At 40.9% G+C, this 23,806-nt stretch carries 22 protein-coding genes and 1 pseudogene; 11 read left to right on the forward strand and 12 right to left on the reverse strand.

Features of this window, described 5'->3' with window-relative positions; translation table 11 throughout:
• Nucleotides 1–194 precede the first annotated feature (194 nt).
• Both carB and CYAN7822_RS40195 read left to right on the forward strand, forming a co-directional pair.
• Nucleotides 195–3,443, forward strand: a complete 3,249-nt coding sequence (gene carB / locus CYAN7822_RS15535; protein ID WP_013323226.1) for a carbamoyl-phosphate synthase large subunit — start codon at nucleotides 195–197, stop codon at nucleotides 3,441–3,443.
• 64 nt (nucleotides 3,444–3,507) lie between these two features.
• A complete protein-coding gene (locus CYAN7822_RS40195; protein ID WP_013323227.1) occupies nucleotides 3,508–3,642 on the forward strand; it encodes a hypothetical protein in 135 nt (44 codons plus the stop codon).
• Between the two features lie 89 nt (nucleotides 3,643–3,731).
• Here CYAN7822_RS40195 and CYAN7822_RS37735 read toward each other — a convergent pair whose 3' ends face one another.
• The 6 genes from CYAN7822_RS37735 to CYAN7822_RS15575 all read right to left on the reverse strand — a co-directional run bounded on the left by CYAN7822_RS37735 (nucleotide 3,732) and on the right by CYAN7822_RS15575 (nucleotide 6,796).
• A complete protein-coding gene (locus CYAN7822_RS37735) occupies nucleotides 3,732–4,361 on the reverse strand; it encodes a hypothetical protein (protein WP_013323228.1) in 630 nt (209 codons plus the stop codon).
• A gap of 303 nt (nucleotides 4,362–4,664) precedes the next feature.
• Nucleotides 4,665–5,048, reverse strand: coding sequence for a DUF4346 domain-containing protein (locus CYAN7822_RS15555; RefSeq protein WP_013323229.1), 384 nt, complete (start codon nucleotides 5,046–5,048; stop codon nucleotides 4,665–4,667).
• Between the two features lie 25 nt (nucleotides 5,049–5,073).
• Nucleotides 5,074–5,442 carry a DUF1818 family protein gene (locus tag CYAN7822_RS15560; RefSeq protein WP_013323230.1) on the reverse strand — a complete coding sequence of 123 codons (369 nt, stop codon included), beginning with the start codon at nucleotides 5,440–5,442 and terminating at the stop codon, nucleotides 5,074–5,076.
• Nucleotides 5,443–5,444: 2 nt separating this feature from the next.
• Entirely contained in the window at nucleotides 5,445–6,083 is a 639-nt protein-coding gene (locus CYAN7822_RS15565; RefSeq protein WP_013323231.1) for a hypothetical protein, read from the reverse strand.
• Nucleotides 6,084–6,116: 33 nt separating this feature from the next.
• Entirely contained in the window at nucleotides 6,117–6,344 is a 228-nt protein-coding gene (locus CYAN7822_RS15570) for a DNA-directed RNA polymerase subunit omega (protein WP_013323232.1), read from the reverse strand.
• Between the two features lie 83 nt (nucleotides 6,345–6,427).
• A complete protein-coding gene (locus tag CYAN7822_RS15575; protein WP_013323233.1) occupies nucleotides 6,428–6,796 on the reverse strand; it encodes a hypothetical protein in 369 nt (122 codons plus the stop codon).
• Nucleotides 6,797–7,009: 213 nt separating this feature from the next.
• On the opposite strand from CYAN7822_RS15575, the gene CYAN7822_RS15580 reads away from it, so the two are divergent.
• Nucleotides 7,010–7,729 carry a M15 family metallopeptidase gene (locus CYAN7822_RS15580; RefSeq protein WP_013323234.1) on the forward strand — a complete coding sequence of 240 codons (720 nt, stop codon included), beginning with the start codon at nucleotides 7,010–7,012 and terminating at the stop codon, nucleotides 7,727–7,729.
• 47 nt (nucleotides 7,730–7,776) lie between these two features.
• Here CYAN7822_RS15580 and CYAN7822_RS15585 read toward each other — a convergent pair whose 3' ends face one another.
• Together CYAN7822_RS15585 and CYAN7822_RS15590 are read right to left on the reverse strand one after the other, a co-directional pair.
• Nucleotides 7,777–9,450, reverse strand: a complete 1,674-nt coding sequence (locus CYAN7822_RS15585) for a M14 family metallopeptidase (RefSeq protein ID WP_013323235.1) — start codon at nucleotides 9,448–9,450, stop codon at nucleotides 7,777–7,779.
• Between the two features lie 81 nt (nucleotides 9,451–9,531).
• Nucleotides 9,532–9,954: a hypothetical protein gene (locus CYAN7822_RS15590; RefSeq protein ID WP_013323236.1), complete on the reverse strand. Its 423-nt coding sequence runs from the start codon at nucleotides 9,952–9,954 to the stop codon at nucleotides 9,532–9,534.
• Between the two features lie 185 nt (nucleotides 9,955–10,139).
• Between CYAN7822_RS15590 and uvrB the strand changes: the two genes are divergently transcribed.
• The 5 genes and pseudogenes from uvrB to CYAN7822_RS15610 all read left to right on the forward strand — a co-directional run bounded on the left by uvrB (nucleotide 10,140) and on the right by CYAN7822_RS15610 (nucleotide 16,764).
• Complete coding sequence (uvrB, locus tag CYAN7822_RS15595; RefSeq protein WP_013323237.1) at nucleotides 10,140–12,137, forward strand: excinuclease ABC subunit UvrB; 1,998 nt, start codon at nucleotides 10,140–10,142, stop codon at nucleotides 12,135–12,137.
• 135 nt (nucleotides 12,138–12,272) lie between these two features.
• Nucleotides 12,273–12,986 carry an SDR family oxidoreductase gene (locus tag CYAN7822_RS15600; protein WP_013323238.1) on the forward strand — a complete coding sequence of 238 codons (714 nt, stop codon included), beginning with the start codon at nucleotides 12,273–12,275 and terminating at the stop codon, nucleotides 12,984–12,986.
• A 108-nt stretch (nucleotides 12,987–13,094) separates the two neighbouring features.
• Nucleotides 13,095–13,268 (forward strand): annotated as a pseudogene (locus CYAN7822_RS35770) (DUF29 family protein); the annotation flags it as partial.
• Nucleotides 13,269–13,474: 206 nt separating this feature from the next.
• Nucleotides 13,475–13,915: a hypothetical protein gene (locus tag CYAN7822_RS15605; RefSeq protein WP_245602577.1), complete on the forward strand. Its 441-nt coding sequence runs from the start codon at nucleotides 13,475–13,477 to the stop codon at nucleotides 13,913–13,915.
• A 47-nt stretch (nucleotides 13,916–13,962) separates the two neighbouring features.
• The gene (locus tag CYAN7822_RS15610) at nucleotides 13,963–16,764 is read left to right on the forward strand and encodes an NACHT domain-containing protein (protein ID WP_013323240.1); all 2,802 of its coding nucleotides are present in this window, start codon (nucleotides 13,963–13,965) and stop codon (nucleotides 16,762–16,764) included.
• Between the two features lie 280 nt (nucleotides 16,765–17,044).
• On the opposite strand, the gene CYAN7822_RS15615 is transcribed toward CYAN7822_RS15610, so the two are convergent.
• Together CYAN7822_RS15615 and CYAN7822_RS15620 are read right to left on the reverse strand one after the other, a co-directional pair.
• Complete coding sequence (locus CYAN7822_RS15615; RefSeq protein WP_041933777.1) at nucleotides 17,045–17,245, reverse strand: hypothetical protein; 201 nt, start codon at nucleotides 17,243–17,245, stop codon at nucleotides 17,045–17,047.
• 357 nt (nucleotides 17,246–17,602) lie between these two features.
• A complete protein-coding gene (locus CYAN7822_RS15620) occupies nucleotides 17,603–18,808 on the reverse strand; it encodes a 4-hydroxy-3-methylbut-2-enyl diphosphate reductase (protein ID WP_013323243.1) in 1,206 nt (401 codons plus the stop codon).
• A gap of 182 nt (nucleotides 18,809–18,990) precedes the next feature.
• Here CYAN7822_RS15620 and CYAN7822_RS15625 point away from each other — a divergent pair, with 182 nt between their 5' ends.
• Genes CYAN7822_RS15625 through CYAN7822_RS15635 form a run of 3 tightly spaced genes read left to right on the forward strand, consistent with a single transcriptional unit; the run spans nucleotide 18,991 to nucleotide 22,326 of the window.
• Entirely contained in the window at nucleotides 18,991–20,313 is a 1,323-nt protein-coding gene (locus tag CYAN7822_RS15625) for a D-alanyl-D-alanine carboxypeptidase (RefSeq protein WP_013323244.1), read from the forward strand.
• 14 nt (nucleotides 20,314–20,327) lie between these two features.
• Nucleotides 20,328–21,512, forward strand: a complete 1,185-nt coding sequence (locus tag CYAN7822_RS15630) for a retropepsin-like aspartic protease (protein ID WP_013323245.1) — start codon at nucleotides 20,328–20,330, stop codon at nucleotides 21,510–21,512.
• 37 nt (nucleotides 21,513–21,549) lie between these two features.
• Nucleotides 21,550–22,326, forward strand: a complete 777-nt coding sequence (locus CYAN7822_RS15635) for a class II glutamine amidotransferase (protein WP_013323246.1) — start codon at nucleotides 21,550–21,552, stop codon at nucleotides 22,324–22,326.
• A 280-nt stretch (nucleotides 22,327–22,606) separates the two neighbouring features.
• Here CYAN7822_RS15635 and CYAN7822_RS15640 read toward each other — a convergent pair whose 3' ends face one another.
• Nucleotides 22,607–23,266 (reverse strand): phosphatase PAP2 family protein, encoded by a 660-nt coding sequence (locus CYAN7822_RS15640; RefSeq protein ID WP_013323247.1) that lies wholly within the window; start codon nucleotides 23,264–23,266, stop codon nucleotides 22,607–22,609.
• A 95-nt stretch (nucleotides 23,267–23,361) separates the two neighbouring features.
• Nucleotides 23,362–23,802, reverse strand: coding sequence for a DUF7980 family protein (locus CYAN7822_RS15645; protein WP_013323248.1), 441 nt, complete (start codon nucleotides 23,800–23,802; stop codon nucleotides 23,362–23,364).
• Nucleotides 23,803–23,806: the final 4 nt, after the last annotated feature.

Here is a 23,806-nt window from a genome sequence, read left to right on the forward strand (position 1 = left end):
ACAAATTGAGCCGAAATCCCAAAAGTTTCTCGCCTCTAATTCAAGAAATTAAACTTCTGGCAACAGTGGGGTAGAAACTCCCGCCCCTTGGGTTCAATAGTTAAACCTAAATAAAGCTATGGGGGTTAACAGGGGTGAGAGCCGATACAATGATGGGGGTCTTAAATATATAAATACTCTACTAACTAGAGCCTATGCCACGCCGCAACGATCTACATAAAATCTTAATTCTCGGTTCAGGACCAATCGTTATTGGACAAGCGTGTGAATTCGACTATTCAGGGACACAAGCGTGTAAAGCCCTTCGGGAAGAGGGCTACGAAGTCGTTTTGATCAATTCTAATCCCGCTTCAATCATGACCGACCCGGAAATGGCAAATCGCACCTATATCGAGCCATTAACCCCAGAAATGGTGGAAAAAGTGCTGGCCAAAGAACGCCCGGATGCAATTTTGCCGACAATGGGAGGTCAAACAGCCCTAAATCTCGCTGTGGCGTTGGCAAAAAATGGGGCATTAGATAAATATAACGTGGAATTAATTGGCGCAAAATTACCCGCGATTGAAATGGCAGAAGACCGCCTCTTATTTAAAGAGGCTATGGCGCGAATCGGAGTCCCGGTTTGTCCTTCAGGAATTGCCAGCACCCTAGAAGAAGCTAAAGCGATCGCCGTCCAGATAGGGTCTTATCCTCTGATTATCCGTCCTGCATTTACTCTGGGAGGCACAGGAGGCGGCATTTCATACAACCAGGAAGAATTTGAAGTCATGGCTCAATATGGCCTTGATTGTTCGCCAGTATCTCAAATTCTCGTGGAAAAATCCCTTCTCGGTTGGAAAGAATATGAGTTAGAAGTGATGCGAGACTTGGCCGATAATGTGGTCATTATCTGTTCCATTGAAAATATTGACCCGATGGGGGTACATACCGGAGATTCCATCACGGTTGCGCCGGCTCAAACCTTAACCGATAAAGAATATCAACGACTACGAGATTATTCTAAAGCCATTATTCGAGAAATTGGCGTAGAAACCGGCGGATCTAATATTCAATTTGCCGTTAACCCTGTGGATGGGGATGTGATCGTTATTGAAATGAACCCCCGTGTATCTAGGTCTTCAGCTTTAGCCTCGAAAGCAACCGGTTTTCCCATTGCTAAGTTTGCGGCTAAATTGGCTGTAGGCTATACCCTCGATGAAATCAAAAACGACATTACTAAACAAACGCCCGCCTCTTTTGAACCCACCATTGATTATGTGGTCACAAAAGCGCCGCGTTTTGCCTTCGAAAAATTCCCCGGGGCCCAACCTATCCTCACCACTCAGATGAAATCGGTAGGGGAAGCGATGGCTATCGGTCGCACCTTTCAAGAATCTCTGCAAAAAGCCCTCCGTTCCCTAGAAATTGGGCGCTTTGGCTTTGGTTGCGATAAAAATGAAACCTTACCGTCGCTGTCCCAAATTCGGGCAAATCTACGCACACCTAACCCTGAGAGAATCTTTACCGTCTACCAAGCCTTAAAACTGGGGATGACTGTAGAAGAAATCTTTGAACTAACGGCGATCGATCCTTGGTTCTTGGATAAAATGCACGAATTAGTAGACACCGAAAAATTCCTCAAACAAACTCCCCTCAAAAACATCACCCTTGAACAAATGCGCTTTGTCAAACAGCAAGGGTTTAGCGACCGCCAAATTGCCTTTGCTACTAAAACCCACGAAGATGAAGTGCGGGCAGTTCGTAAACAGTTAGGGGTGACTCCTGTCTATAAACTCGTAGACACCTGTGCCGCAGAATTTGAAGCCTATACACCTTATTATTACTCCACATACGAAGAAGGAGAATCGGAAATTCGCCCCACAGATAAGCGTAAAGTCATGATTTTAGGCGGTGGTCCCAACCGCATTGGACAGGGCATAGAATTTGATTACTGTTGTTGTCATGCGGCTTTTGCGCTTTCGGCCGAAGGGTTTGAAACCATTATGGTTAACTCTAACCCTGAAACGGTTTCCACTGACTATGATACGAGTGACCGGCTGTACTTTGAACCGTTAACCAAAGAAGACGTTCTTAACATCATTGAAGCCGAAAACCCAGAAGGCGTGATAGTGCAATTTGGCGGTCAAACACCCTTAAAATTGGCGGTTCCGCTACAAAAGTATTTAGATAGTCCTGATTGTCCCGTCAAAACAAAAATTTGGGGAACTTCTCCCGATTCTATCGATATCGCTGAAGACCGGGAACGCTTTGAAAAAATTCTCTGGGAATTAAATATTACTCAGCCGCCTAACGGCATTGCCCGCAGTTATGATGAGGCGTTAGCGGTAGCCAAACGGATCGGTTATCCGGTAGTAGTACGTCCGTCCTATGTATTGGGAGGAAGGGCGATGGAAATCGTTTTTTCTGACCAAGACTTAGAACGATATATGACTTATGCGGTGCAGGTTGAACCGGACCATCCGATTTTAATTGATAAATTCCTAGAAAATGCCATCGAAGTAGATGTGGATACCTTAGCCGATGCGACAGGAAAATCCATTATTGGCGGCATTATGGAACACATCGAAGAAGCCGGGGTTCACTCGGGAGACTCAGCTTGTTCGGTTCCGTTCACTACCTTAACACCGACTGTATTAGAAACGATTCGCAATTGGACATCTCAATTAGCCCAAGTTCTCAAGGTCGTAGGGTTAATGAATATTCAATATGCCGTGCAAGGAGAACAGGTTTATATTTTAGAGGCTAACCCTCGCGCCTCTCGGACAGTTCCCTATGTTTCTAAAGCCACAGGAAGACCTTTGGCAAAAATTGCCTCGTTGGTGATGTCGGGTAAAACCTTAGAATCTCTGGGAATTACCCAAGAATTTATTCCCACCCATATTGCGGTTAAAGAGGCGGTATTACCCTTTGAGAAATTCCCGGGCGCAGATACCCTGTTAGGTCCTGAAATGCGTTCTACTGGGGAAGTGATGGGAATTGATACCGATTTTGGTAAAGCGTTTGCTAAGGCAGAAATGGCTGCCGGCGTGCGTTTGGCTACTTCGGGGACGGTGTTTGTTTCTATGAATGACCGAGATAAACAAGCAACCGTTCCAGTGGTGAAAGACTTGCTGCAACTTGGGTTTAAGGTGGTGGCCACTTCAGGGACTCAAAAAATCCTCGAAGAGAATGGTATTGAAGGGGTAGAAGTGGTACTGAAACTTCATGAAGGTCGTCCTCATGTGATTGACTGGATCAAAAATAATTGGATTCAGTTTATTATTAATACGCCTAGTGGAGAAGAGTCTCAAAACGATGGGCGTTCGATTCGTCGTACTGCTTTAGATTATAAATTGCCGATTATTACGACCATTGCCGGGGCGAAAGCAACCGTAGCGGCGTTAAGGTCTTTGCAGTCTGAAACTTTGGATGTGAAGGCCATACAAGATTACCTCGCTAAGTAATCTTTTCCCTATTATTCCCCCCTTAATAAGGGGGGTTAGGGGGGATCAAAGAAGGCAACTAAAAATGAAAAAAAAATCTATTACGAGAGTAACACTTGAGAAGGCTAAAAATATAGAATATTTAACTGATTGGGAACGGATTGAAAAAATATCAGATGAAGAAATCGAACAAAATGCTTGGTCAGATCCTGATAAATAACCGCTTTTTGCAGCAGTTAAAAGATTAGAAAAAAACTTTTTAAGCGGACAATAAAGAATAAGAGTAAGAATAGGTAAAACATTGAAAAATCATTGATACTGGCTAAAGCTAAATTCAACTTTAGATGCGTTGTTGGGGACAAATAGCATTGCTCTATCGCGTTCATTGGTTTTCCAAAAATCAAAATCAGTGCTTTTAGTTGAAAATAAAACAAAGTTTTGATAGTTAAATAAAGAGCAATCAGGGATAAAACCACCAGCGAGTGGTTGGCAAATTTTAATTCCATCTGAATCATAAAAGTAAGCGACTAATTTTCCTGAAAAATCCCCTTTAGCTTCAAGAATAAAAGATAATTCTGAGTTCGCTTGCTGAAAGCCCTTTTTAAGGTTAACTTGGCTCACATTAAAGTATTGAGATGTGTTTCCCCAGTTAATATCAATATCGGATATAGGGGTTGGGGTTGGGGTTGGGGTTGCGATTGGGGTTGGGGTTGCGATTGGGGTTGGGGTTGGGGTTGCGATTGGGGTTGGGGTTGGTAATATGGTTAGAGTTGGGGTTGGGGTTGGTGATATGATTGTGCCTTGGTTTTGGTGGAATATAGTGTATAAAATAAATGTGAGTAGCGCAACAATTCCTGCTCCGCCTCCCAATGCTGCCACTAATTTAATAAAGTTGTCAAAGCACCCAGATTGACTCTCTGATGATGACTTATTGCTCATAAGGCTTAGGTAAAAATAACTAATACCACCTTATTTATAGCCCAGAGTAAAATATTAGATTTCTAAAGTTAAAAATTCTTGATGTTTCATTTGTAGATTGGGCCCTGCCTAAATTCCTTTTTTTGTGGTTCTTGCAGATTGTTCGGCAGATGCGATCACTGTCCAATTTGAGCAATCAGACTTATATGAGAAAATAGAAGCGACGCGCAAAACAAGAAAATGACCCTACCAGAACCAAAAACTCAATGGCAATATCTAGAAAAGTGCCCTCATCCTTGGCGACTTTCAACAGCTACTCCCTAATCAATCTTGAACATACTCTTGTCCATTAATCAAAGCCAACTCTGCCCTAACAAATTCCCGACCTAAATAAGCCGCATGATCGAACATTGTGACCGGGCTCGGTTGAGTTTCCTCAAAAATTTTGACACAAAGTTCTTTAGCTGTTCTAGCGGTATATAAAGTCTCGGCAGTTCTTGCTACTTTTCCCTTAGCGGGAATCACCTTACCCGTTTCTGGGTCTACTGCTAATCCTTGCTCATTAATGATATTCGTAAAATGTTTAGCACAAATTAAGCCGCTTTCTCGATCCAAATAAATAATAAAATATCCGCCGGGATCTAGGTCTATATGACGGTTAGACAATTGGTTATCAATCGTTGTAATTATTTCGGCTAATTGACTCATATTTAATCCACAAATTCATCAATTTTCAAAACACTTTTAAAAACTGGGTTGCTTTAACCAAGTCTGCGACAGATTCGGCTGCCCAATTTCCTTCAAAACGGCGATGTTGATGGAGAATTAAACGCAAAGAATAAGCATGAGGAAAGCCTTCTACTTCCATCCAGAGTAAATCACTTTCAGCTTCACAGGCAATCTTTTCAGAGTCCATTAACTGCTGTTTCATCTCTTCCATCGTTTCGGCTAATTGATTTAACAAGCGGCAAAAATCATTTAATTCGGCTTCTGTTAGTTCAATCGCCCATTCTTCGCTTCCTACTAAACCTTTGTAGATTTCTCCTTGTGGGTTCCACCCTAGTCGCCAACCTTTACCTTCTTTGAGCAAACGTTCTTTCATGCTTAAGGAACTAATAAATTTGCATCACCGGGTTTAGAAAGGGAAGGTTTTTTAGGAGTAGTCGGGGTGGGTGTAGGAGTCGCTTGAGGCGTTGTCTGAGTTGGGTTAGAAGGTGAATTTGGGGATTGTTCAGGGGTTGAGGGTTTTTCTGGATCTACATCATAGATACTCACCAAAACCTCCACTAATTCCTCTCGTTGACGACGATTTAGACTTTGAATAATTTTAATATCAGCTTCCATCGGATTAACAGTTAAAGTGCTTCGTCCGGGGTAGCGTTCCTCTTTTATCTCTTGATTAACTCCCAAATAATCCGCTAGGGTAAGTTGCCAATCTAGACGAAATCTAGTGGGGCGTTTGACAATATCTTGATGATAGCGAATAAAACGGTTAAGGAGGGTATTTTCTGGTACAGGTTTGCCAGTTTCTTTATTGAGATACTGATTTTCTTTAGGAAGATAATTCAGCTTTGTATAAATTTGATCGGCTACAAATTCGGGCCGTAAATATTGAGAAACAACCGTTTGTTGTCCCAAAGCTACCTGTTTAATTAATCCTCCCCCCAATACCAATAAAAAACCTATAACCATCGCCAAGATTAGCTGAGGGAGTTTTCTTTTTCTCGGTTTAGGGGGTAACATCAGTAAACTTATTCCTACACATTAACGTTTAACTTAGTCACTAATGATATCATCCTGAGAGATTTCATCTGACATTTCAATGATGGCACGAATCGAAGGCTTCATCATGGGATCATCAATATTGTCAAATTCTTCATAGCGACGACGTTTAGCACGATTAGCCACTTGTACGGTAATGCGATAGCGGTTAGAAGCGTGCCTCATAAGCTCCTCAGCACGGTACATGATATGAGAAGAATCAAAGTTATGTCGTTTTTGCATTGGGGGCGACCTTTTGAGAGGAGAACACTAATAGAGATATAAACCTCAGTGTAGCATTTGCTTAGTTATTCTGGGAGCCGCGATCATTTCAAGCAGAATGAAATCTTGGCCGAGGCGGCTTTTCCTTGTACTGAGATGATATGATTCCCCGTGCCGGGCGTGCGATAAGAATATTGGGAGGTGATGTCAGGCACTAAATCATGAATTTGATAGGGAGAAACCACTTCATTTTGAAAAACCACAGCTACTTTTAATTCGCTATTGGTTTCTATCATCAGTTGACGGTTTTTTTCAATCCACATCGGAAAAGCTTGTGCGTGGTCAATTCTTCCTCGATAAACGGCACAAGTTTTGTCGGTGGGTAAGTAAATATTTTTCTGTATGGTGGCTAAAGTTGAGGGAATGTTCAAAAATAAGCTTGAGAGTGTGAGAGCGCTAAGAAAATGTTTCACGGGATTGACCTATATTGCTTGAATATCTGAGTTGATGGTTATTGCCATAGACGCTCAAGCAATAAAACAGTTTCCCAGTCTATAGAATTTTTTAATAATTGTGATGATTACAAGACATAAAGACAGGCGGCAAAGAAGAAATTGACATTTAGTGAGATAGTCCTCTGTGTTTATGTTACCTTGTAGAGCGAGATTTATTCGCCTATAACCGAAATGAGTATAGCTTCAGTTAAACCCTATCAGACTCTCTTGATAGAAGAATGTGGAGAACCCTTGGTTCCTATTCCTTTAAATTTATTTGCGGTAGAATCTCCTCATCCCTATGAAAAGTTGGGAGCCGACTATGGGGGAAAATCTCCTTATTTTCTACGTCAAGGAGTGCTAGAAGCTTTAATTAATGCTCAGAGGAATTTACAAAAAGATTATCCTCGTTGGCATATTCTTATTTTTGATGCCTATCGTCCTGTATCGGTTCAACAGTTTATGGTGGATTATACTTTTGCTACTGTATTACAAGAAAGACGATTAACAGAAAATAATTTATCTCCCCAACAACGTCAAGAGATTTGGCAAGAAGTCTATAAAATTTGGGCAGTTGCTAATGATAATCCTGCGACTCCTCCTCCTCATAGTACCGGTGCGGCTGTGGATATTACGCTAGTTGATGCTACCGGAAAGCCTATTGATATGGGGGGCGATATTGATGAACTTTCAGACCGTTCTCATCCCCTTTATTACGCTAATTCTACTATGGCTCAAGAACAAGATTATCATACTCATAGAGAGTTATTACATCAAGTGATGAGAGCGGCTGGTTTTCGTCGTCATTTGGGGGAGTGGTGGCATTTTTCTCTAGGGGATCAAATGTGGGCTTGGTTGTATAATCAAGAACAGCCGCTACAACCGGTTATCGCTCGTTATGGTGGAGTGTAGCCATTCAAAATGAAAGACAAAATTTTTTAATTTAGTGTATTTTGTCTTCAAAAACTAATTTTTTTTCTCACTGTACCGGCTCTTTGGGCTTTAGCAATTACCTCGATTTCACTGCCCGATACTCCTTTAATTACCCATTCTACTGTACAACGATAATCATAACCTTTTGCTACATTACTAAAGGCTTTATTAGACCGTCCTTCGAGATGGCCAATTTCTTGTTCTTTTTCCCCACTGACTAGACTTACCCCTTCGCCTAAAGACAAACTTACTTGAATAGGTTGAACGCTTTTTCTTTTTCGCGCTTTTTCACTGGTATAAGTGGGTAAAAAACCCTGATTTTCTAACTGTAACACCAGATGATAAATATCTCCCCCATGATGGGTTAAATCAGTGCGCGCGATAGCAAGACGGGGACACATCAGGGCGTGAGAAATGGCAAAACGACATTGCTTTTCACACAACTCAGGTAAATATTCGACGGGGGCATTTTGCCAAACTTGTTTAAAATTCCATCCGCCGATTTCTACTTCACCTAACTGAGGATGTTGAAAAGGTTGCCAAGGAATAAAGCCTTTTCCGGCTAATTTTTCATCATTCCATTGCATCAACTTCAGGTCATCACTGAGGGGATGTCGATCATCCCATTTAACATAATGTTCTTTTTTAACGCCGGCTTGGGTGGGAGCGTCCCACAATTCTACGGTAAAACCAAACCAACCAAAATGATCATAACAATAATCATCCATCGCCCCATGAGTTACTTTTGTGGGATGATCACGAAAGTCATGATAAACCGAAACACATTCATAACCCGTTAAATTTGTGCCTTTTTCGCCGATCAGTTGATAAATTTCTAAATCTTCATAAGGAAAATGATCATCCGGTTCGGTACTATAAGGGCGTAAAATCACCGCACCCGAAGTATGATAAGTCATAAAGCCATTAATATTAGGATGCTGTGACCAAAATTCTGCTTCTGCGCGGGTTTCTGGTTCAGAAAAAGGAAAAGAACCCGCCCCTTTTTGTTCTCCTTCGGGAACCCATTCGGCCGGATAATTCCGGTTAAAATCTAATCCTTCATAAGTGGGGGCAAGTTTAACATTATACCCGTCATAATTGCGGATTAATCCTTCGGGTAACAGGGTGTAATAAGTGCCGCCAAATTCATCCGGTTCTCGAGGGATCATAATACGGGGATCTTCGGGTGCTACTTTCCACCCACCGCAGTCATCCTTGAGCCGCATTTGTAAAATTAACCCATCTCCATTAATATCTTCTAGATAAAGTCCCTCTCGCCCCTCGCTATAAGGATAAGGACGAATACTCGATCGCAGACGGTAGGGAGTGGTTAAATACTTTTCGGCACCATCAACGGCGATACGGGGAAGGACATAAACCGTATAATCATTTAGTAGGCGAGTAACTTGAGGGTCTTGCTTATATTGAGTGAGCAGATGATGAATAATATAAAGAACAATTGCTGAGCCGGTCACTTCTCCGGCATGAGTGTTACCATCGATCCAGTAACCGGGTTTTTCTAGGGGTAAGCCGCTATCTTGACTCGTGAGGGTCGCTAACCAGATGTCTCGCTTGGCATAACTTTGGCCAATGACTTCTAATTTAATGAGATGAGGGTAAGATTCAGCCATCTGATGTAGAAATTTCACCAATTCCTCGTAGGTGTAGTAATGGCTAAAATCAAAAGGAGGTACTAACATGGGAGACAAAATTAAAGTGACCAGTCATGATTGTAACTAGCCACCCTAAAGCCAAAAAGATTATCATTAACAATCTTTGTATTAATCGAGAAATCCCATTAAAGAGGCTGGATCATCAATTTCATTAGACGCAACCGGACGATTACCCATGACAGTATAAGTTTCACTAATAACTAAATGACTAGCCGCAATGGGACGATCGCCAGATATCGTTAAAGTCCCTTTAATTTCCATCCCACTTGCTACCACCGGACGCGCAGCGCCGACAGAGTTGTAAGTGCTAACCACTTTTAAATGACTAGCTTCGATGGGACGACCCCCGGGTAAAGTATCAGTGTGTTTGATTAAATTAGTACCAGCGCTTGAACCTTGAGATACCGAGAGAGCAACGACTTCTTTTTCTTTTTCTTTGGTTGCAGTTCCCTTAGTGCTTTTTTTGGCGCTACTTGTAGCAGCATTATCACTTTCTTGGGTGCCGTTGGTTTCTACTTTTTCCGTACTCATTTGGTTTGCTCCTTTAAGATTATACAATGAATTAGCGGGCGTTGTGGTCGCTTACGGAAGTCCCCACTTTAATCTTGTTTTAATATTTGCCTCTATTATAAGGTTATCGTTGTCGTTACCCCTTCAAAATAAAACTCTGTAATACTGTTGATTATCTCAGCCTATAGTTCCTTTTGAATAGTCTTATGAGTCCTTTTTATCTGCAAGCACCTTTTCAACCCACAGGGGATCAACCCCAAGCGATCACTCAACTGATTGACTCTATCACAAGGGGAAACCGTTTTCAAACCCTCCTCGGTGCAACCGGCACCGGTAAAACCTTTACCATTGCTGCAACCATTGAAAAAATCGGCAGACCGACGCTAGTCTTGGCCCATAATAAAACCTTAGCCGCTCAATTGTGTAATGAACTCAGACAGTTTTTTCCCGATAACGCGGTAGAATATTTCATCAGTTATTACGATTACTACCAACCCGAGGCTTATATTCCGGTCAGTGATACCTATATTGAAAAGACTGCCTCGATTAATGATGAAATAGATATGTTGCGGCATTCTGCCACTCGTTCCCTGTTTGAGAGACGGGATGTGATTGTGGTAGCTTCTATTAGCTGTATATATGGCTTAGGAATGCCTTCAGAATACCTTAAAGCGGCGATTAGCTTACAGGTGGGAGAAGAAATCAACCAACGGCAATTATTGCGGGATTTAGTTTCTGTTCAGTATAGCCGCAATGATTTAGAGTTGCAACGAGGAAGATTCCGTCTTAGGGGGGATGTTTTAGAATTGGTTCCGGCTTATGAAGATCGGATTATTCGAGTAGAGTTTTTTGGGGATGAAATAGACGCTATTCGATATCTTGATCCCGTGACCGGACAAATTTTACACAGTTTAGATCGGATTAATGTTTACCCAGCGCGGCACTTTGTGACTCCGGATGATCAATTAGAAGCGGCTTGTCAGGCGATCGAATTAGAATTAGAGGAACGAGTCGAAGAATTAGAGAAACAAGGTAAACTTTTAGAGGCGCAAAGATTAGGACAGAGATGTCGTTATGATTTAGAACTCTTGCGGGAAGTGGGCTATTGTAATGGGGTAGAAAATTATTCCCGTCATTTAGCGGGAAGACAAGCCGGAGAACCCCCAGAATGTTTAATTGATTATTTCCCGAAAGATTGGTTATTAGTAATCGATGAATCTCATGTCACCGTGCCTCAAATTCGGGGAATGTATAACGGTGATCAATCTCGGAAAAAAGTCTTAATAGAACATGGGTTTCGCTTGCCGAGTGCGGCCGATAACCGACCTTTAAAAGCCGAGGAATTCTGGCAAAAAGTCAATCAATGTGTGTTTGTTTCTGCTACCCCTGGAGACTGGGAAATAGAACAATCTGAAGGAAGAGTCATGGAACAGATTATCCGTCCGACTGGGGTACTCGATCCGGAAATCTTCGTGCGTCCTACTGAAGGACAAGTGGATGATTTGTTAGGAGAAATAAAAGTTAGAGTTAAGCGCAATGAAAGGGTTTTAATTACCACGCTGACAAAACGCATGGCAGAAGATTTAACCGAATACTTCCAAGAGCGAGGGATAAAAGTCCAATATTTACACTCAGAAATTACTTCTATAGAACGAATAGAAATTTTACAAAATTTGAGGGAGGGAGAATTTGATGTATTAATCGGGGTAAACTTATTAAGAGAAGGATTAGACTTACCCGAAGTGTCTTTAGTGGCCATATTAGATGCAGATAAAGAAGGGTTTTTACGGGCAGAACGTTCTCTCATTCAAACCATCGGCAGGGCAGCGCGGCATATCCAAGGACAAGCCATTTTATATGGAGATAATTTAACCGATAGTATGCTCAAAGCGATGGAAGAAACCGAAAGACGACGGAACATACAAATAGCCTATAACAAACGTCATGGAATTACCCCTCAACCGATTATTAAACGCTCAAGTAATGCGATTTTATCTTTCTTAGATATATCCCGCCGCTTAAACGCCCAACAACTAGAACAAGTTTATGAACAAGCAGACGAATTACCCCTAGAAAAAGTCCCCGAATTGATCGGACAACTCGAAGACAAAATGAAAGAAGCCGCCAAAAAACTCGAATTTGAAGAAGCCGCCAAATACCGAGACAGAATACAACATCTAAGAGAAAAACTCCTAGGACATTAACCAACAAACCCTCCTTATTCATCTGCTACAGGGTGCGGCCAATAAACCCAAATAACTCACAAGTTCAAAATAAGCGTCACCGGCAGAGAATTTATAGATACATTAGAGAAAGAACCATAAACGATAAAATCGAAGATGAGTGCTACTAAAAAAATAGCAGTTGTCACTGGTGCTAACCGAGGGTTAGGGTTTGAAGCCAGTCGTCAACTCGCCAAAAACGGAATTCACGTGGTTTTGACAAGTCGGGATGAAGACAAAGGAATAGCGGCGGCAGAAAAGCTACAATCAGAAAAACTCAAGGTGACTTATCATCCTCTCGATGTCACTAACCCTGACAGTATTGAATTATTAGGCAAGTTTATCAAGGATCAATTTGGACGTTTAGACATCTTGGTGAACAATGCAGGGGTTTTGATTGGTTCTGCTGAGGATAGCAGTGTATTGAATGCTAAGATAGACACCATCAGAAAATCGATGGAAACGAATGTCTATGGTCCGTTACTGGTAAGCCAGACATTAATACCCATCATGAGGGTGCATAATTATGGAAGGGTGGTTAATGTGTCTTCAGGCATGGGACAGTTAACTAATATGGGTGGGGGATATCCAGGTTATCGACTCTCGAAAACTTCTATTAATGCCGTGACCCGGATTTTAGCAGATGAATTGAAAGGTACAAATATATTAGTTAATTCGGCCTGTCCAGGTTGGGTAAAGACGGAAATGGGAGGCCCTGATGCAACCCGTACCCCTCAACAGGGAGCAGATACTATTGTCTGGTTGGCGATGCTTCCGGATGGTTCGCCGAGTGGAGGGTTTTACCGCGATAGGAAGCTTCTTCCTTGGTAAATGTATGACCTCTCCCCCAACCCCTCTCCTACAAGGAGAGGGGAGTTAATATTGTAGGTGTGTATTACTGACGAATTCACCAATGACTAAAACTATAACTCTTTATATAATTATTTTTTAGAAAAAATTGAGCTTGTTTATCCGAAGGCACGAAAGCAGGTTATTAAAAAAACTGGGTTAGCGGCTAATGTGTTTCCTGAACAATGTCCTTTTACTCCTGAAGAAATCTTAAATTCTGATTATTTGCCAAATAAAAAAAAATCAGCGAGTAGGGTGCGTTAGGCGGCTACAATATTTGAAAATGAACTACAACTAAAAATCCGCCGTAACGCACCACTTAAGTTATTGAAATTATCCTACACCCGCATATGGTGAGGGCCAACCGAGCAAAAGCTGCCTACGCAGGCTTAAATATGAAAATTTATCGCAAAATATTGACAATTTAAGGAAATATTGCTAATAAAGAAATAAAAAGCAATCAGGAGGGGATGATGATAGAACTCTTTACAGGGACTGTGATCGCTATAGGATCAGTAATAGCTCAAAAAACCCTTGAAAAAACTGAGGACAAAGTCAGTGATATTTTATCAGAAAAAATCAGTCAATTTATCAATGCTTTGACCAAAACAGCCCCCAAAATAGCAACAGCACTTGCACTTGCACCCGAACAACCTTTAGATTATGGTCAAGCGGTTTTAGAAGTGGAAACAGCCGCTAAAAATAATACAGAGTTAAGCCAAAGTATTGATGAATTAGCAAAAGCGGCAGAAGCAGAACCCCCTCCGAATATAACAGAAATACTGCAAAAAATTGACCAAGAACTACAGCAAAAACAGTTTTCTATTCAAAACTTAGCTAAATTAACCGAGAAAATCAATAATTTTAATCAAGCTCAAACAATTCACATTATACAAAATAATACATTTTGAATGGGATCGTCCTATGGGGAGGGGACAAAGTTCATTCCTAATCTTGATTGGCAATCTATCTGTCAACAAGTCCTACAAAAACAAAAAAAACTCAGAAAAAAAATTACAGAAAGAGATTTGAATTAAATATTTATGTACCTTTAGGATTAGTAGAACGGAAACAGCAACAACGACGAAAAAAACAAGAAGATCCAGACCGAGAAAAAGTTTATCAACTCGAAGAAACTGTTATCACGAAAGAATATCAACATGAGACTTTTTTAACAGAAATTATCGGAGGAACTGGGCAGGAAAATAAACATATTGCTATTACTGGAGAACCCGGAGCCGGTAAAACTACTTTATTATATAAAATTGCGGCTTGGATTGAAGAACATCAAAAAGGGTTGCCGATTTTAATTTCTTTGGCGGCATTAGAAAAGCAATCTTTAGAAGACTATTTATTAAATAATTGGCTCAAAAAAGCTGAAGAATTTATCTCAGAAGAACAAAGACAAGATAAAACAGCATTACAAGAAGCATTAAAAAAACGTTTTCGAGAGGGCGGAGTCTGGTTATTATTAGATGGTTTAGATGAAATGGCCGTGAATTCATCGGGCGGAGTTTTGACGACAATTCAACAGTATTTAGAGGATTGGATAAATCGAGCCAGAATAATTTTAACCTCTCGTTTAAATGTTTGGGATGAGCAGAAAAGTAATCCGTTATCAGATTTTAAAACTTTTCGGACTTTACAGTTTACGGATGAACAAGTAACAGAATTTATTGAGGATTGGTTTGAAAATGACCTCTCCCCCAACCCCTCTCCTGCGAGGAGAGGGGAGCTAGATAATATAGTATTTCAATTACAAGATAAACTTAAAGAACCTCAATATCAATCTATCCAAGAATTGATTCATAATCCCCTGAGATTGGCAATGTTATGTGAAGTTTGGTCCAATAATCCAGGGCAATTACCCGATACAAAAGCCCAGTTATATGAGTTATATGTAAGAGATTATTATCGGGAATGGAAACCAGAACAGCATCAAATTAGTAGAGAAAAACAACAGCTATTAAATCGAAAGTTGGGAGAATTAGCGTTACAACAGCTTGATAGTGAGGTTAGATTTCGTATTCTGGAAAGTAGGGCTTATAATGTGATGGGTGAGGAATTATTTAAGTTAGCTTGTCGGGTGGGTTGGTTGAATATTGTTGATCGGGAAGCGGCAACAGATGAACCGGTTTATGCTTTTTATCATCCGAGTTTTCAAGAATATTTCGCCGCTACAGTTATTGATGATTGGGATTATTTTCTCACTCGTAAACACAAAAATAAACCTGCTAAAGGGAAACTATATCGCATTTTTGAGGCTAAATGGAAAGAACCTTTTTTGCTGTGGTTGGGACGAGGGGATGTAAAAAAAGAGGAAAAAGAGGCATTCATTAATAAGTTAGTGACGTTTAATGATGGATGCGGCAAATGGGAAAATAAAGGAATGTATGATTATCGAGCTTATTTGTTAGCCGCAATGGGAGTGAGGGAGTTTAAAAATTGCTCTCAGACTAAAGAAATTGTTACGCAGATAATAAACTGGACATTTAGTAATTCTCCTATAAAAGACTTAGCGAATGCAACTCTAGTAGAGACTGAGCGAGAAACAGCGATCTCCGCTTGGGAAGCCTTAATCCAAACCTCACAGTATGAATGGACTCGCGCTTATGCGGCACTCGGTTTAGGAAATATAGCTCCCGGCAACGAAAAAGCGATCTCCGCTTTGGTAGCCTTAATCTCTACCTCACAGGATGAATTGACTCGCGCTTATGCGGTAGAGAGTTTAGGAAAGATAGCTCCCGGCAACGAAAAAGCGATCTCCGCTTTGGAAGCCTTAATCTCTACCTCACAGGATGAATCGACTCGCCGTGATGCGGCAGAGAGTTTAGGAGAGATAGCTCCCGGCAACGAAAAAGCGATCTCCGCTTTGGAAGCCTTAATCTCTACCTCACAGGATGAATCGACTCGCCGTGATGCGGCAGAGAGTTTAGGAGAGATAGCTCCCGGCAACGAAAAAGCGATCTCCGCTTTGGAAGCCTTAATCTCTACCTCACAGGATGAATCGACTCGCCGTGATGCGGCAGAGAGTTTAGGAGAGATAGCTCCCGGCAACGAAAAAGCGATCTCCGCTTTGGAAGCCTTAATCTCTACCTCACAGGATGAATCGACTCGCCGTGATGCGGCAGAGAGTTTAGGAGAGATAGCTCCCGGCAACGAAAAAGCGATCTCCGCTTTGGAAGCCTTAATCTCTACCTCACAGGATGAATCGACTCGCCGTGATGCGGCAGAGAGTTTAGGAGAGATAGCTCCCGGCAACGAAAAAGCGATCTCCGCTTTGGAAGCCTTAATCTCTACCTCACAGGATGAATGGACTCGCCGTGATGCGGCAGAGAGTTTAGGAAAGATAGCTCCCGGCAACGAAAAAGCGATCTCCGCTTTGGAAGCCTTAATCTCTACCTCACAGGATGAATGGACTCGCCGTAATGCGGCAGAGAGTTTAAAACAAATATTGACAAAATCTGAGATGGCAAAAGCTGTTACCAAGCTGAAAAATAAGCCATTAGAAATAACTTGGCAACTTTTGCGTAATTTTAGTTTTAACAAAGAGGCTTACGAAATTTTCTCGCATTGCGCCCAAACCCTACCTTATCCCGAATTCTATCAAGCCTGGCACAAGCCCCGCAACCCTTGGATCAAGCCATTAATTATTATCTTGCTCAGTGGAAGTGTAGCAGGAACTCTCATCTATACCCAATCTCAAACCTCTCACCCACCAGCGCCGCCTATTCCCCAACCTGAGATTAATTCAAAATGATAATTTTAATTGCTTTTCACTTAGTTTTAAGTTTAAGGTCTGTGTTGAATTTCGTTCCTCATAATATCCTTTTAGCCCGCGCAGGCGGGCTTTGTTCGTATAGCCTCACCCTTCAGGGTGAAGGGCTTATCCACTGACCAAAACGGGCCTACTTTTTTAAAATGTAGTGACGGATAGCGAGAGTCTTGTTTAAGCAACTCGTAACATCGATCTGCAAGTTCTTGGACATCACGCGGTAGCTGTGGATAATGATACCAAAAATCAGGACTCGCTCGATGTCTCACAAATCAGTACAATTTCCTGCTTGCAAATTTTTTAAAGCTTTTTTAGCTAACTCATCCAATCTCCCCGCCGCTACATCTTCCTCAAATTGTTTATCCCACGCCACCGCATCGAATTGGGCAAACCAATTACGAAATGCGGCAAGATCTTCTGGGGAAAGTTGACTAACAGCTTCTTCAATTTCTTGCAGAGTCTTCATATTGATCAACATAAAGCTACTTTTTTGATTTAAATATAACCCATTTTAATCATAAAGTTTAATGGGGTGGTGGGTTACGGCGGATTGATAATTTATTCTCTTATTTCAAACTTTTTCGCCGCCTAAACCACCCTACAATGTTCCTCCTCTCCTGCGAGGAGAGGGGGTTAGGGATTGATCAACAAAAAGCTACTTTTTTGATTTAAATATAACCCATTTTAATCATAAAGTTTAATGGGGTGGTGGGTTACGGCGGATTGATAATTTATTCTCTTGTTTCAAACTTTTTCGCCGCCTAACCCACCCTACAATGTTCCTCCTCTCCTCGCAGGAGAGGGGGTTAGGGGGAGAGGTCATTTAAACCGCCGCCAAAGCTTTAATCTCAAAAATCTTTTCAAGAACCTGTTCTACCACAATATCCGGAGTAGAAGCGCCAGAAGTCACTCCAATAACCACCTTCCCATCAGGGAGCCAATTTTCCTTAACTTCTAAATCTTTCAAGAGCGGCTTATGTTCAATGCGGTTACCTGGTCCTATCCGAGAAGCACTATCAATATGATAAGAAACAATTCCCTCATTAATAGGAATCTCTTGTAAATGAGTGGTATTAGAAGAATTAAACCCACCAACCACCACCATTAAATCTAACTCTTCCTTAACCAAATCGAACATGGCATCCTGACGTTCTTGAGTGGCATCACAGATAGTATTAAAACTCATAAAATGCTCATTTAAAACCGTCGGGCCAAACTTTTTCAACATAGTACGCTCGAAGAGTTTCCCAATCTCCTCGGTTTCACTCTTAAGCATGGTCGTTTGATTAGCAATCCCAATTCTTTCTAAATCCACATCGGGATCAAACCCCGCCGAATAAGCCTTTTTAAACTTAGCTAAAAACTCTTGTTTATCCCCACCATTAAGAATATAATTACAGACATATTCAGCCTGTTCCATATTCAATACAATTAAATAAGTTCCTGCAAAAGAACTGGTCGCAACCGTTTCTTCATGCTTATACTTGCCGTGAATAATCGAAGTATAACTGCGTTTTTTATGCTTTTCTACTGAATTCCAAACTTTAGCTACCCAGGGACAAGTAGTGTCAACAATGGTGCAACCTTTATCATTAAGCAGTTGCATTTCACTCACACTCGCGCCAAAAGCCGGTAAAATAACGACATCATTTCCTTCAACGACGCTAAAATCTTTTTGACCTTCAATTACAGGAATAAATTCCACTTTCATCTCCCGCAAGCGCTGGTTCACAGAAGGGTTATGTATGACTTCGTTGGTTAACCAGATGCGTTGAGAGGGAAAATGTTGACGGGTTTCATAAGACATCGCTACCGCACGTTCTACCCCCCAACAAAACCCAAACGCCTCAGCAAGACGAATAGTCACATCTCCTCGAGTTATTCTATAGTTATTATTACGAATCTCTGTGATTAAAGAACTCTGATACTCGCTATTCATTACCCCCATCGCTTCTTCTTGATGGCCGAATCCTTTGCGGTGGTAATTCTCTGACTGTTGTAATGAGCGTTTAAAGGCTTTTGTATCCATGTTGTTATTGTTGTTATCCCTTATCATTAACTCATTGTAGAGGCTTTAGGCTCTTGCAAAAGTCCGGATTTTAGATTATTGTCCACAGATGAACGCAGGCAGGCAGAGTGTAGCAGATGAATACAGATATATTTAGCCGGTGTTCCCTGTTCCCTTAAAAAGAATTTTAGCTCTTGATGATCATGCTAAATTCCACTTTAAAAGTTCTTATTTCGCTTATCCCTTTAGGTTTTCTGACTGGCTGTGCTGTATCTCCTTCTTCTGTGGTTTCTCCCACTCCTGAAGCCAAATTACAACAAATTTCTTCTCAATCGCTCAAGCCGGTTTCTATCCCTCATCTTGCCGCTCTTAATGGAGCCGCTCAACCTAATCAAGCACAGATTGAACAATTTGTCAAGCATCTGGCAACCAGAGGTTACGACCCTACTACCCAAGGCATTTGGATACAGTCAGGAAATACGCTATTAGCCAATTATAGAGGCACTACGCCGCTTGAGAGTGCTTCTATTGCTAAAGTGGCCACTACCCTAGTCGCCTTGGATAGATTTAACCCAGATCACCAGTTTACTACTGATTTTGCTATGAGGGGTAAGCTCAAAGATGGTGTTTTAAACGGGGACTTAGTGGTCAAAGGAGGTGATGATCCTTTTTTTGTTTGGGAAGAAGCGATGGCGGTGGGGAATTTATTAAATGAAATGGGAATTAAGCGAGTCACTGGGGATTTAATTATTGTAGGGCGTTTTGCCATGAATTTTAAATTATCTGCCCTTGAATCGGGTAATTTATTAAAAATCGGCTTAAACTCCCAAAACTGGACTGAAGAAGCCAAAACACAATATCAAACTTTACCCCCCGGCACACCCACTCCTCAAGTCATTATCGAAGGTTCAGTTAAACCCCTTGCTACTGCGCCGCCAGGGCTAAAACCTCTGTTATCTCATCATTCTTTGCCTCTAGCTGAACTCCTCAAAAAAATGAATCTCTACAGTAATACTTGGATGACCAAGATCATTAATACAGCATTAGGGGGTGATCTCATTGTCGCCGAAAAAGCCGCTCAACTCGCACAAGTCCCCCCCTCAGAAATTCAACTCGGTGGAGATGATAAGATTTCTCCTCGGGCTACAGTAGCGATGTTTTTAGCCATTGAACGGTATTTACAAGCTTATAATATGACTATTGCCGATGTTTTTGCTATTATTGGGCAAGATGAAGGTATTTTACAAATTAGGCGGCAACTTCCCCCCTTTGCCGTACTCAAGTCGGGAATTTGGGACAATATTAGTGCTTTAGCCGGAGCGTTACCTACCCAACAAAAAAATACAGTTTGGTTTGCCATTATGAATATAGGACAACCTTGGAAACAATCGGAAAGCGAACAAGAACAATTACTAACAGAATTAGTCAATGATTGGGGAAGGGTTGTTACTGCGCCACCGGAGTTAAAACCCTTAGCCAGCAGAGTTAATAATAAAAGTTCTCTGGTCAAAATCACCCAAAATTAATTGATTTAAATTCCATGAAATTAATCCGAAAAGCTTTATCAAACAAAAAAATTAGTCGATTTATAATCACGCCTTTTTTAGGAGGGCTAACCCTATTTTCTCCCTCGATGATTTTAGCTGAGTCTCAAGCACCTGCTCATCTTTCAATCGAAGAACAAGCATTAGTAGAAGATTTAGTTAAGTGTATTTCCAATAGTTTTTCCGGTGATAGTCAAAGTCAACAGCAAAGTTTAGAAACCACTTCTATACAATGTTTTTATCGAGTTATTTATCTAGATGAACAGGGCAATATTCGAGCCGATGCCGAAGAACGTCTTAAAAGCATTGTCAAGATAACAGGCGTTCCTTTACCGACTCCTACCCGTCAAGGACAAGCCACTATTGAATTACAAAAATTGCCCTCAACTAATGTTTTTTCTCTTCCTGTAACCATTGAGGGAAAAACACACCCATTTATTTTAGATATGGGGGCTTCTAACTCGATCATTACTAATCAAATAGCCCAAAAACTTAAACTAAAAAGTATTAATATCCCCAATGATTTATTAGAATATATGGTAGTGGGCCAAAGCTGCGATAAACTTGAGGCGGCTATGCACCCCTTTCCTAAAATAGCCATTGAAGGGGCAAGCGCACAAGGACTTATGGGACTAGGTTTATCAAAATTTTTAATTTCTGAAAATATTGCCGGTGTCATCGGCTTAGATTTTTTTAGCGGCTTTGATGTCAAGATTAATCCTGAAACTCAAAAACTCCAATTATCCCCCCCTTCTACTATCAGTACGTCAGCCATTCCTTTAAAAGGAAAAATGGGGTTAATGACCACTCAAGTTTATATTAATGGTCAAGGTCCTTTTACCTTTCTTCTTGATACGGGAGCCGAACAAATGGTTATTTCTGAAAAATTGGCAAAACAACTCAATCTGACGAAAAACAAACCCACACAAGTAAGCGGATTTTGTGGAAATGAAGCGGCTTATAATACCCGTTTAGATCAAGTGAGTTTAAAAGAAAATACGGTTAATCAAATTGATGGCGTGATTGTTGATACTAAGGTGTTAGATACTTTAGAAATTGATGGCATTGTTGGGCAAAATTTTCTCAATCAATATCAACAACATTGGCAATTTAGTTCTCCCAATGAATTAGGCTTTCCCGAAACAGGCGGCTTAACGTTATCTCCTCTGAAAAGTCATTAGTTATTTACCCTTTATTATTTCTTCTTACTCTTTACTTATGTGTCAACTCCTAGGCATGAATTGTAATGTTCCCACTGATATCTGTTTTTCCTTTGAAGGCTTTTGTGCTAGAGGCGGCAAAACAGATGAACATCGAGATGGTTGGGGCATTGCTTTTTTTGAAGGAAAAGCCTGTCGAATGTTTCAAGATGCTAAACCTTCTGCTATCTCTCCCATAGCGGACTTAGTCAAACGCTACCCCATTAAATCTACTAATGTTATTGCCCATATCCGCAAAGCAACACAAGGAGATATTCGTCTAGAAAATTGTCATCCTTTTAGACGAGAAATGTGGGGGAATTATTGGGTATTTGCTCATAATGGAAATCTTATAGATATGAATAGCGAACTGCCAGGATTTTATCAACCTATTGGTCAAACCGATAGTGAAAAAGCCTTCTGCTATCTATTAAATATTTTGCGCCGCTCTTTTGCTGATGGCAAACCTACTCTGACACAACTCTACTCGGTTCTTAAACAAACAACGGATTTGATGGCCGAAAAAGGCGTTTTTAACTATTTACTTGGCAATGGTGAATATTTATTTGCTCATTGTTCCACTCATCTACATTATATTATCCGCTCCTCTCCTTTTTCCCAAGCTCATCTCATTGATGAAGACCTCACCGTAGATTTTCAAGCTTTGACTCATCCTACAGACCGGGTTGCTGTTATTGCTACCACTCCTCTAACTGATAACGAAGTTTGGACACCGATACAACCTGGAGAGTTAATTATTTTTCGTGACGGTGCGCCAATTGAAGTTAAGAGTTAATAGTGATGAGTGATGATTTATAGCATCTCTCATTTTAGTGAGGTACATAGTTTTTCGATTTTAGGGAACACCGGATCTGGGAACAGGTAATAAAAAATAAAATTGAGGTGTACCTCATTGATTGGAGAAACGCTATATAATAACTAATAACTAATGACTAATAACTTGATACAAAATACATAGTGGTGGGTTACGGAGCGGATCAAAATTTATCCGTTTCTTATAAAAGTTATCCCCGCACCTAACCCACCCTACAATTCTAATGACTAATGACTAATGACTAAAGTTTATTAGGTTTAACAATTAAGCTAACACCTATTGACCAAGCAATTGCAAGCATCCAGCCGCCTAAAATATCGGTGGGGTAGTGAACGCCTAAATAAAGCCTTGTCCAGCCAATTCCTAACACAAAAAAACTGCCGATAAATAGCACAGCCGCAAACCAACGAGTTCCCCAGGTTAAAATTATTAGAGTGACGAATAGCATCATACTAGAGAGCGCATGACCACTGGGAAAGGAAAAATCAGGCGGCAAAGGATAAAAATGTTCCCATAAACTCGGGCGCACTCGATGAAAATATAATTTAGAAGTATGGCTAATGATTGCTGTTCCTACCGCCGTAATAAAAAGATAAATGATTGCCCGCCATTTTTTTTGAAAAGATAAAGTTACCGCGATCGCAATAATTAACGGTACTACTCCCCAATAAATGCCAAATTGAGTTAGAGTCGCCGCAAAAATATCTAATTGTGAGCGCGCTTCGGTGTGAATAAATAATAAAATGGGTACATCCCAAGGAAACCCCTCCGGCTGCCGTGCAATTCCTAACGCTAGGAATATAAAAATCCCTATGGGTAAGAACACACCCATAACTGAAAGCAATAATAACTGCCGATGCTCATTTAACCAGGATTTAAAAGAACTCTCAGAAGATATCATGATTTAATCAGTGAACCTCAACCTAGAACACACTCTTATTCCAATAGTATCAATCTATAGGGGGCGTGGCCGGAGAAACTGAGCTTAGGGTAACCTTATAATTGAGGTAAGTCGAGAATTTTTAACTGAATTAACAGTAAAATTACGAGTGTATAAGCGGTTGAAGAGACTAAACCGTTGATCAATTCTTTTTTAAGGCTGCGTTCTTCAGATTGCTTTTGCAAAATATTCATGGCTCCCCTTTGCATTAAAAGAATTCCGGCAATATTCGTGAGCCAGTAACCGACAATTGAGGCTGGTAGCAGTATATCTGACCAAATCCAACTGCAAACATAACCAAAGCCATAGGCAAGAGGGAGATTAATCACCAAATCATTCCACCAGCATAGGGGTGAGAGTAAATAGCCAAGGACTACTAATACGACTCCTATCAGTTTTTCTAGGAGGGTTGTTGGTGTATCACTCGTTGTAAAGGGGTTTGAAATAGAGACGGCTTCATTTAGACTGGCGCGGATTGATTGGAAATAGCTTTTCATAAAT

Source organism: Gloeothece verrucosa PCC 7822 (genome assembly GCF_000147335.1).
Taxonomy (GTDB): domain Bacteria; phylum Cyanobacteriota; class Cyanobacteriia; order Cyanobacteriales; family Microcystaceae; genus Gloeothece; species Gloeothece verrucosa.

Coding starts and splice junctions, on each gene's coding strand:
- carB (WP_013323226.1), top strand. CDS start 195: ATGCCACGCCGCAACGATCTACATAAAATCTTAATTCTCGGTTCAGGA.
- CYAN7822_RS40195 (WP_013323227.1), top strand. CDS start 3,508: ATGAAAAAAAAATCTATTACGAGAGTAACACTTGAGAAGGCTAAAAAT.
- CYAN7822_RS37735 (WP_013323228.1), bottom strand. CDS start 4,361: ATGAGCAATAAGTCATCATCAGAGAGTCAATCTGGGTGCTTTGACAAC.
- CYAN7822_RS15555 (WP_013323229.1), bottom strand. CDS start 5,048: ATGAGTCAATTAGCCGAAATAATTACAACGATTGATAACCAATTGTCT.
- CYAN7822_RS15560 (WP_013323230.1), bottom strand. CDS start 5,442: ATGAAAGAACGTTTGCTCAAAGAAGGTAAAGGTTGGCGACTAGGGTGG.
- CYAN7822_RS15565 (WP_013323231.1), bottom strand. CDS start 6,083: ATGTTACCCCCTAAACCGAGAAAAAGAAAACTCCCTCAGCTAATCTTG.
- CYAN7822_RS15570 (WP_013323232.1), bottom strand. CDS start 6,344: ATGCAAAAACGACATAACTTTGATTCTTCTCATATCATGTACCGTGCT.
- CYAN7822_RS15580 (WP_013323234.1), top strand. CDS start 7,010: ATGAGTATAGCTTCAGTTAAACCCTATCAGACTCTCTTGATAGAAGAA.
- CYAN7822_RS15585 (WP_013323235.1), bottom strand. CDS start 9,450: ATGTTAGTACCTCCTTTTGATTTTAGCCATTACTACACCTACGAGGAA.
- CYAN7822_RS15590 (WP_013323236.1), bottom strand. CDS start 9,954: ATGAGTACGGAAAAAGTAGAAACCAACGGCACCCAAGAAAGTGATAAT.
- uvrB (WP_013323237.1), top strand. CDS start 10,140: ATGAGTCCTTTTTATCTGCAAGCACCTTTTCAACCCACAGGGGATCAA.
- CYAN7822_RS15600 (WP_013323238.1), top strand. CDS start 12,273: ATGAGTGCTACTAAAAAAATAGCAGTTGTCACTGGTGCTAACCGAGGG.
- CYAN7822_RS15605 (WP_245602577.1), top strand. CDS start 13,475: ATGATGATAGAACTCTTTACAGGGACTGTGATCGCTATAGGATCAGTA.
- CYAN7822_RS15615 (WP_041933777.1), bottom strand. CDS start 17,245: ATGAAGACTCTGCAAGAAATTGAAGAAGCTGTTAGTCAACTTTCCCCA.
- CYAN7822_RS15620 (WP_013323243.1), bottom strand. CDS start 18,808: ATGGATACAAAAGCCTTTAAACGCTCATTACAACAGTCAGAGAATTAC.
- CYAN7822_RS15625 (WP_013323244.1), top strand. CDS start 18,991: ATGCTAAATTCCACTTTAAAAGTTCTTATTTCGCTTATCCCTTTAGGT.
- CYAN7822_RS15630 (WP_013323245.1), top strand. CDS start 20,328: ATGAAATTAATCCGAAAAGCTTTATCAAACAAAAAAATTAGTCGATTT.
- CYAN7822_RS15635 (WP_013323246.1), top strand. CDS start 21,550: ATGTGTCAACTCCTAGGCATGAATTGTAATGTTCCCACTGATATCTGT.
- CYAN7822_RS15640 (WP_013323247.1), bottom strand. CDS start 23,266: ATGATATCTTCTGAGAGTTCTTTTAAATCCTGGTTAAATGAGCATCGG.
- CYAN7822_RS15645 (WP_013323248.1), bottom strand. CDS start 23,802: ATGAAAAGCTATTTCCAATCAATCCGCGCCAGTCTAAATGAAGCCGTC.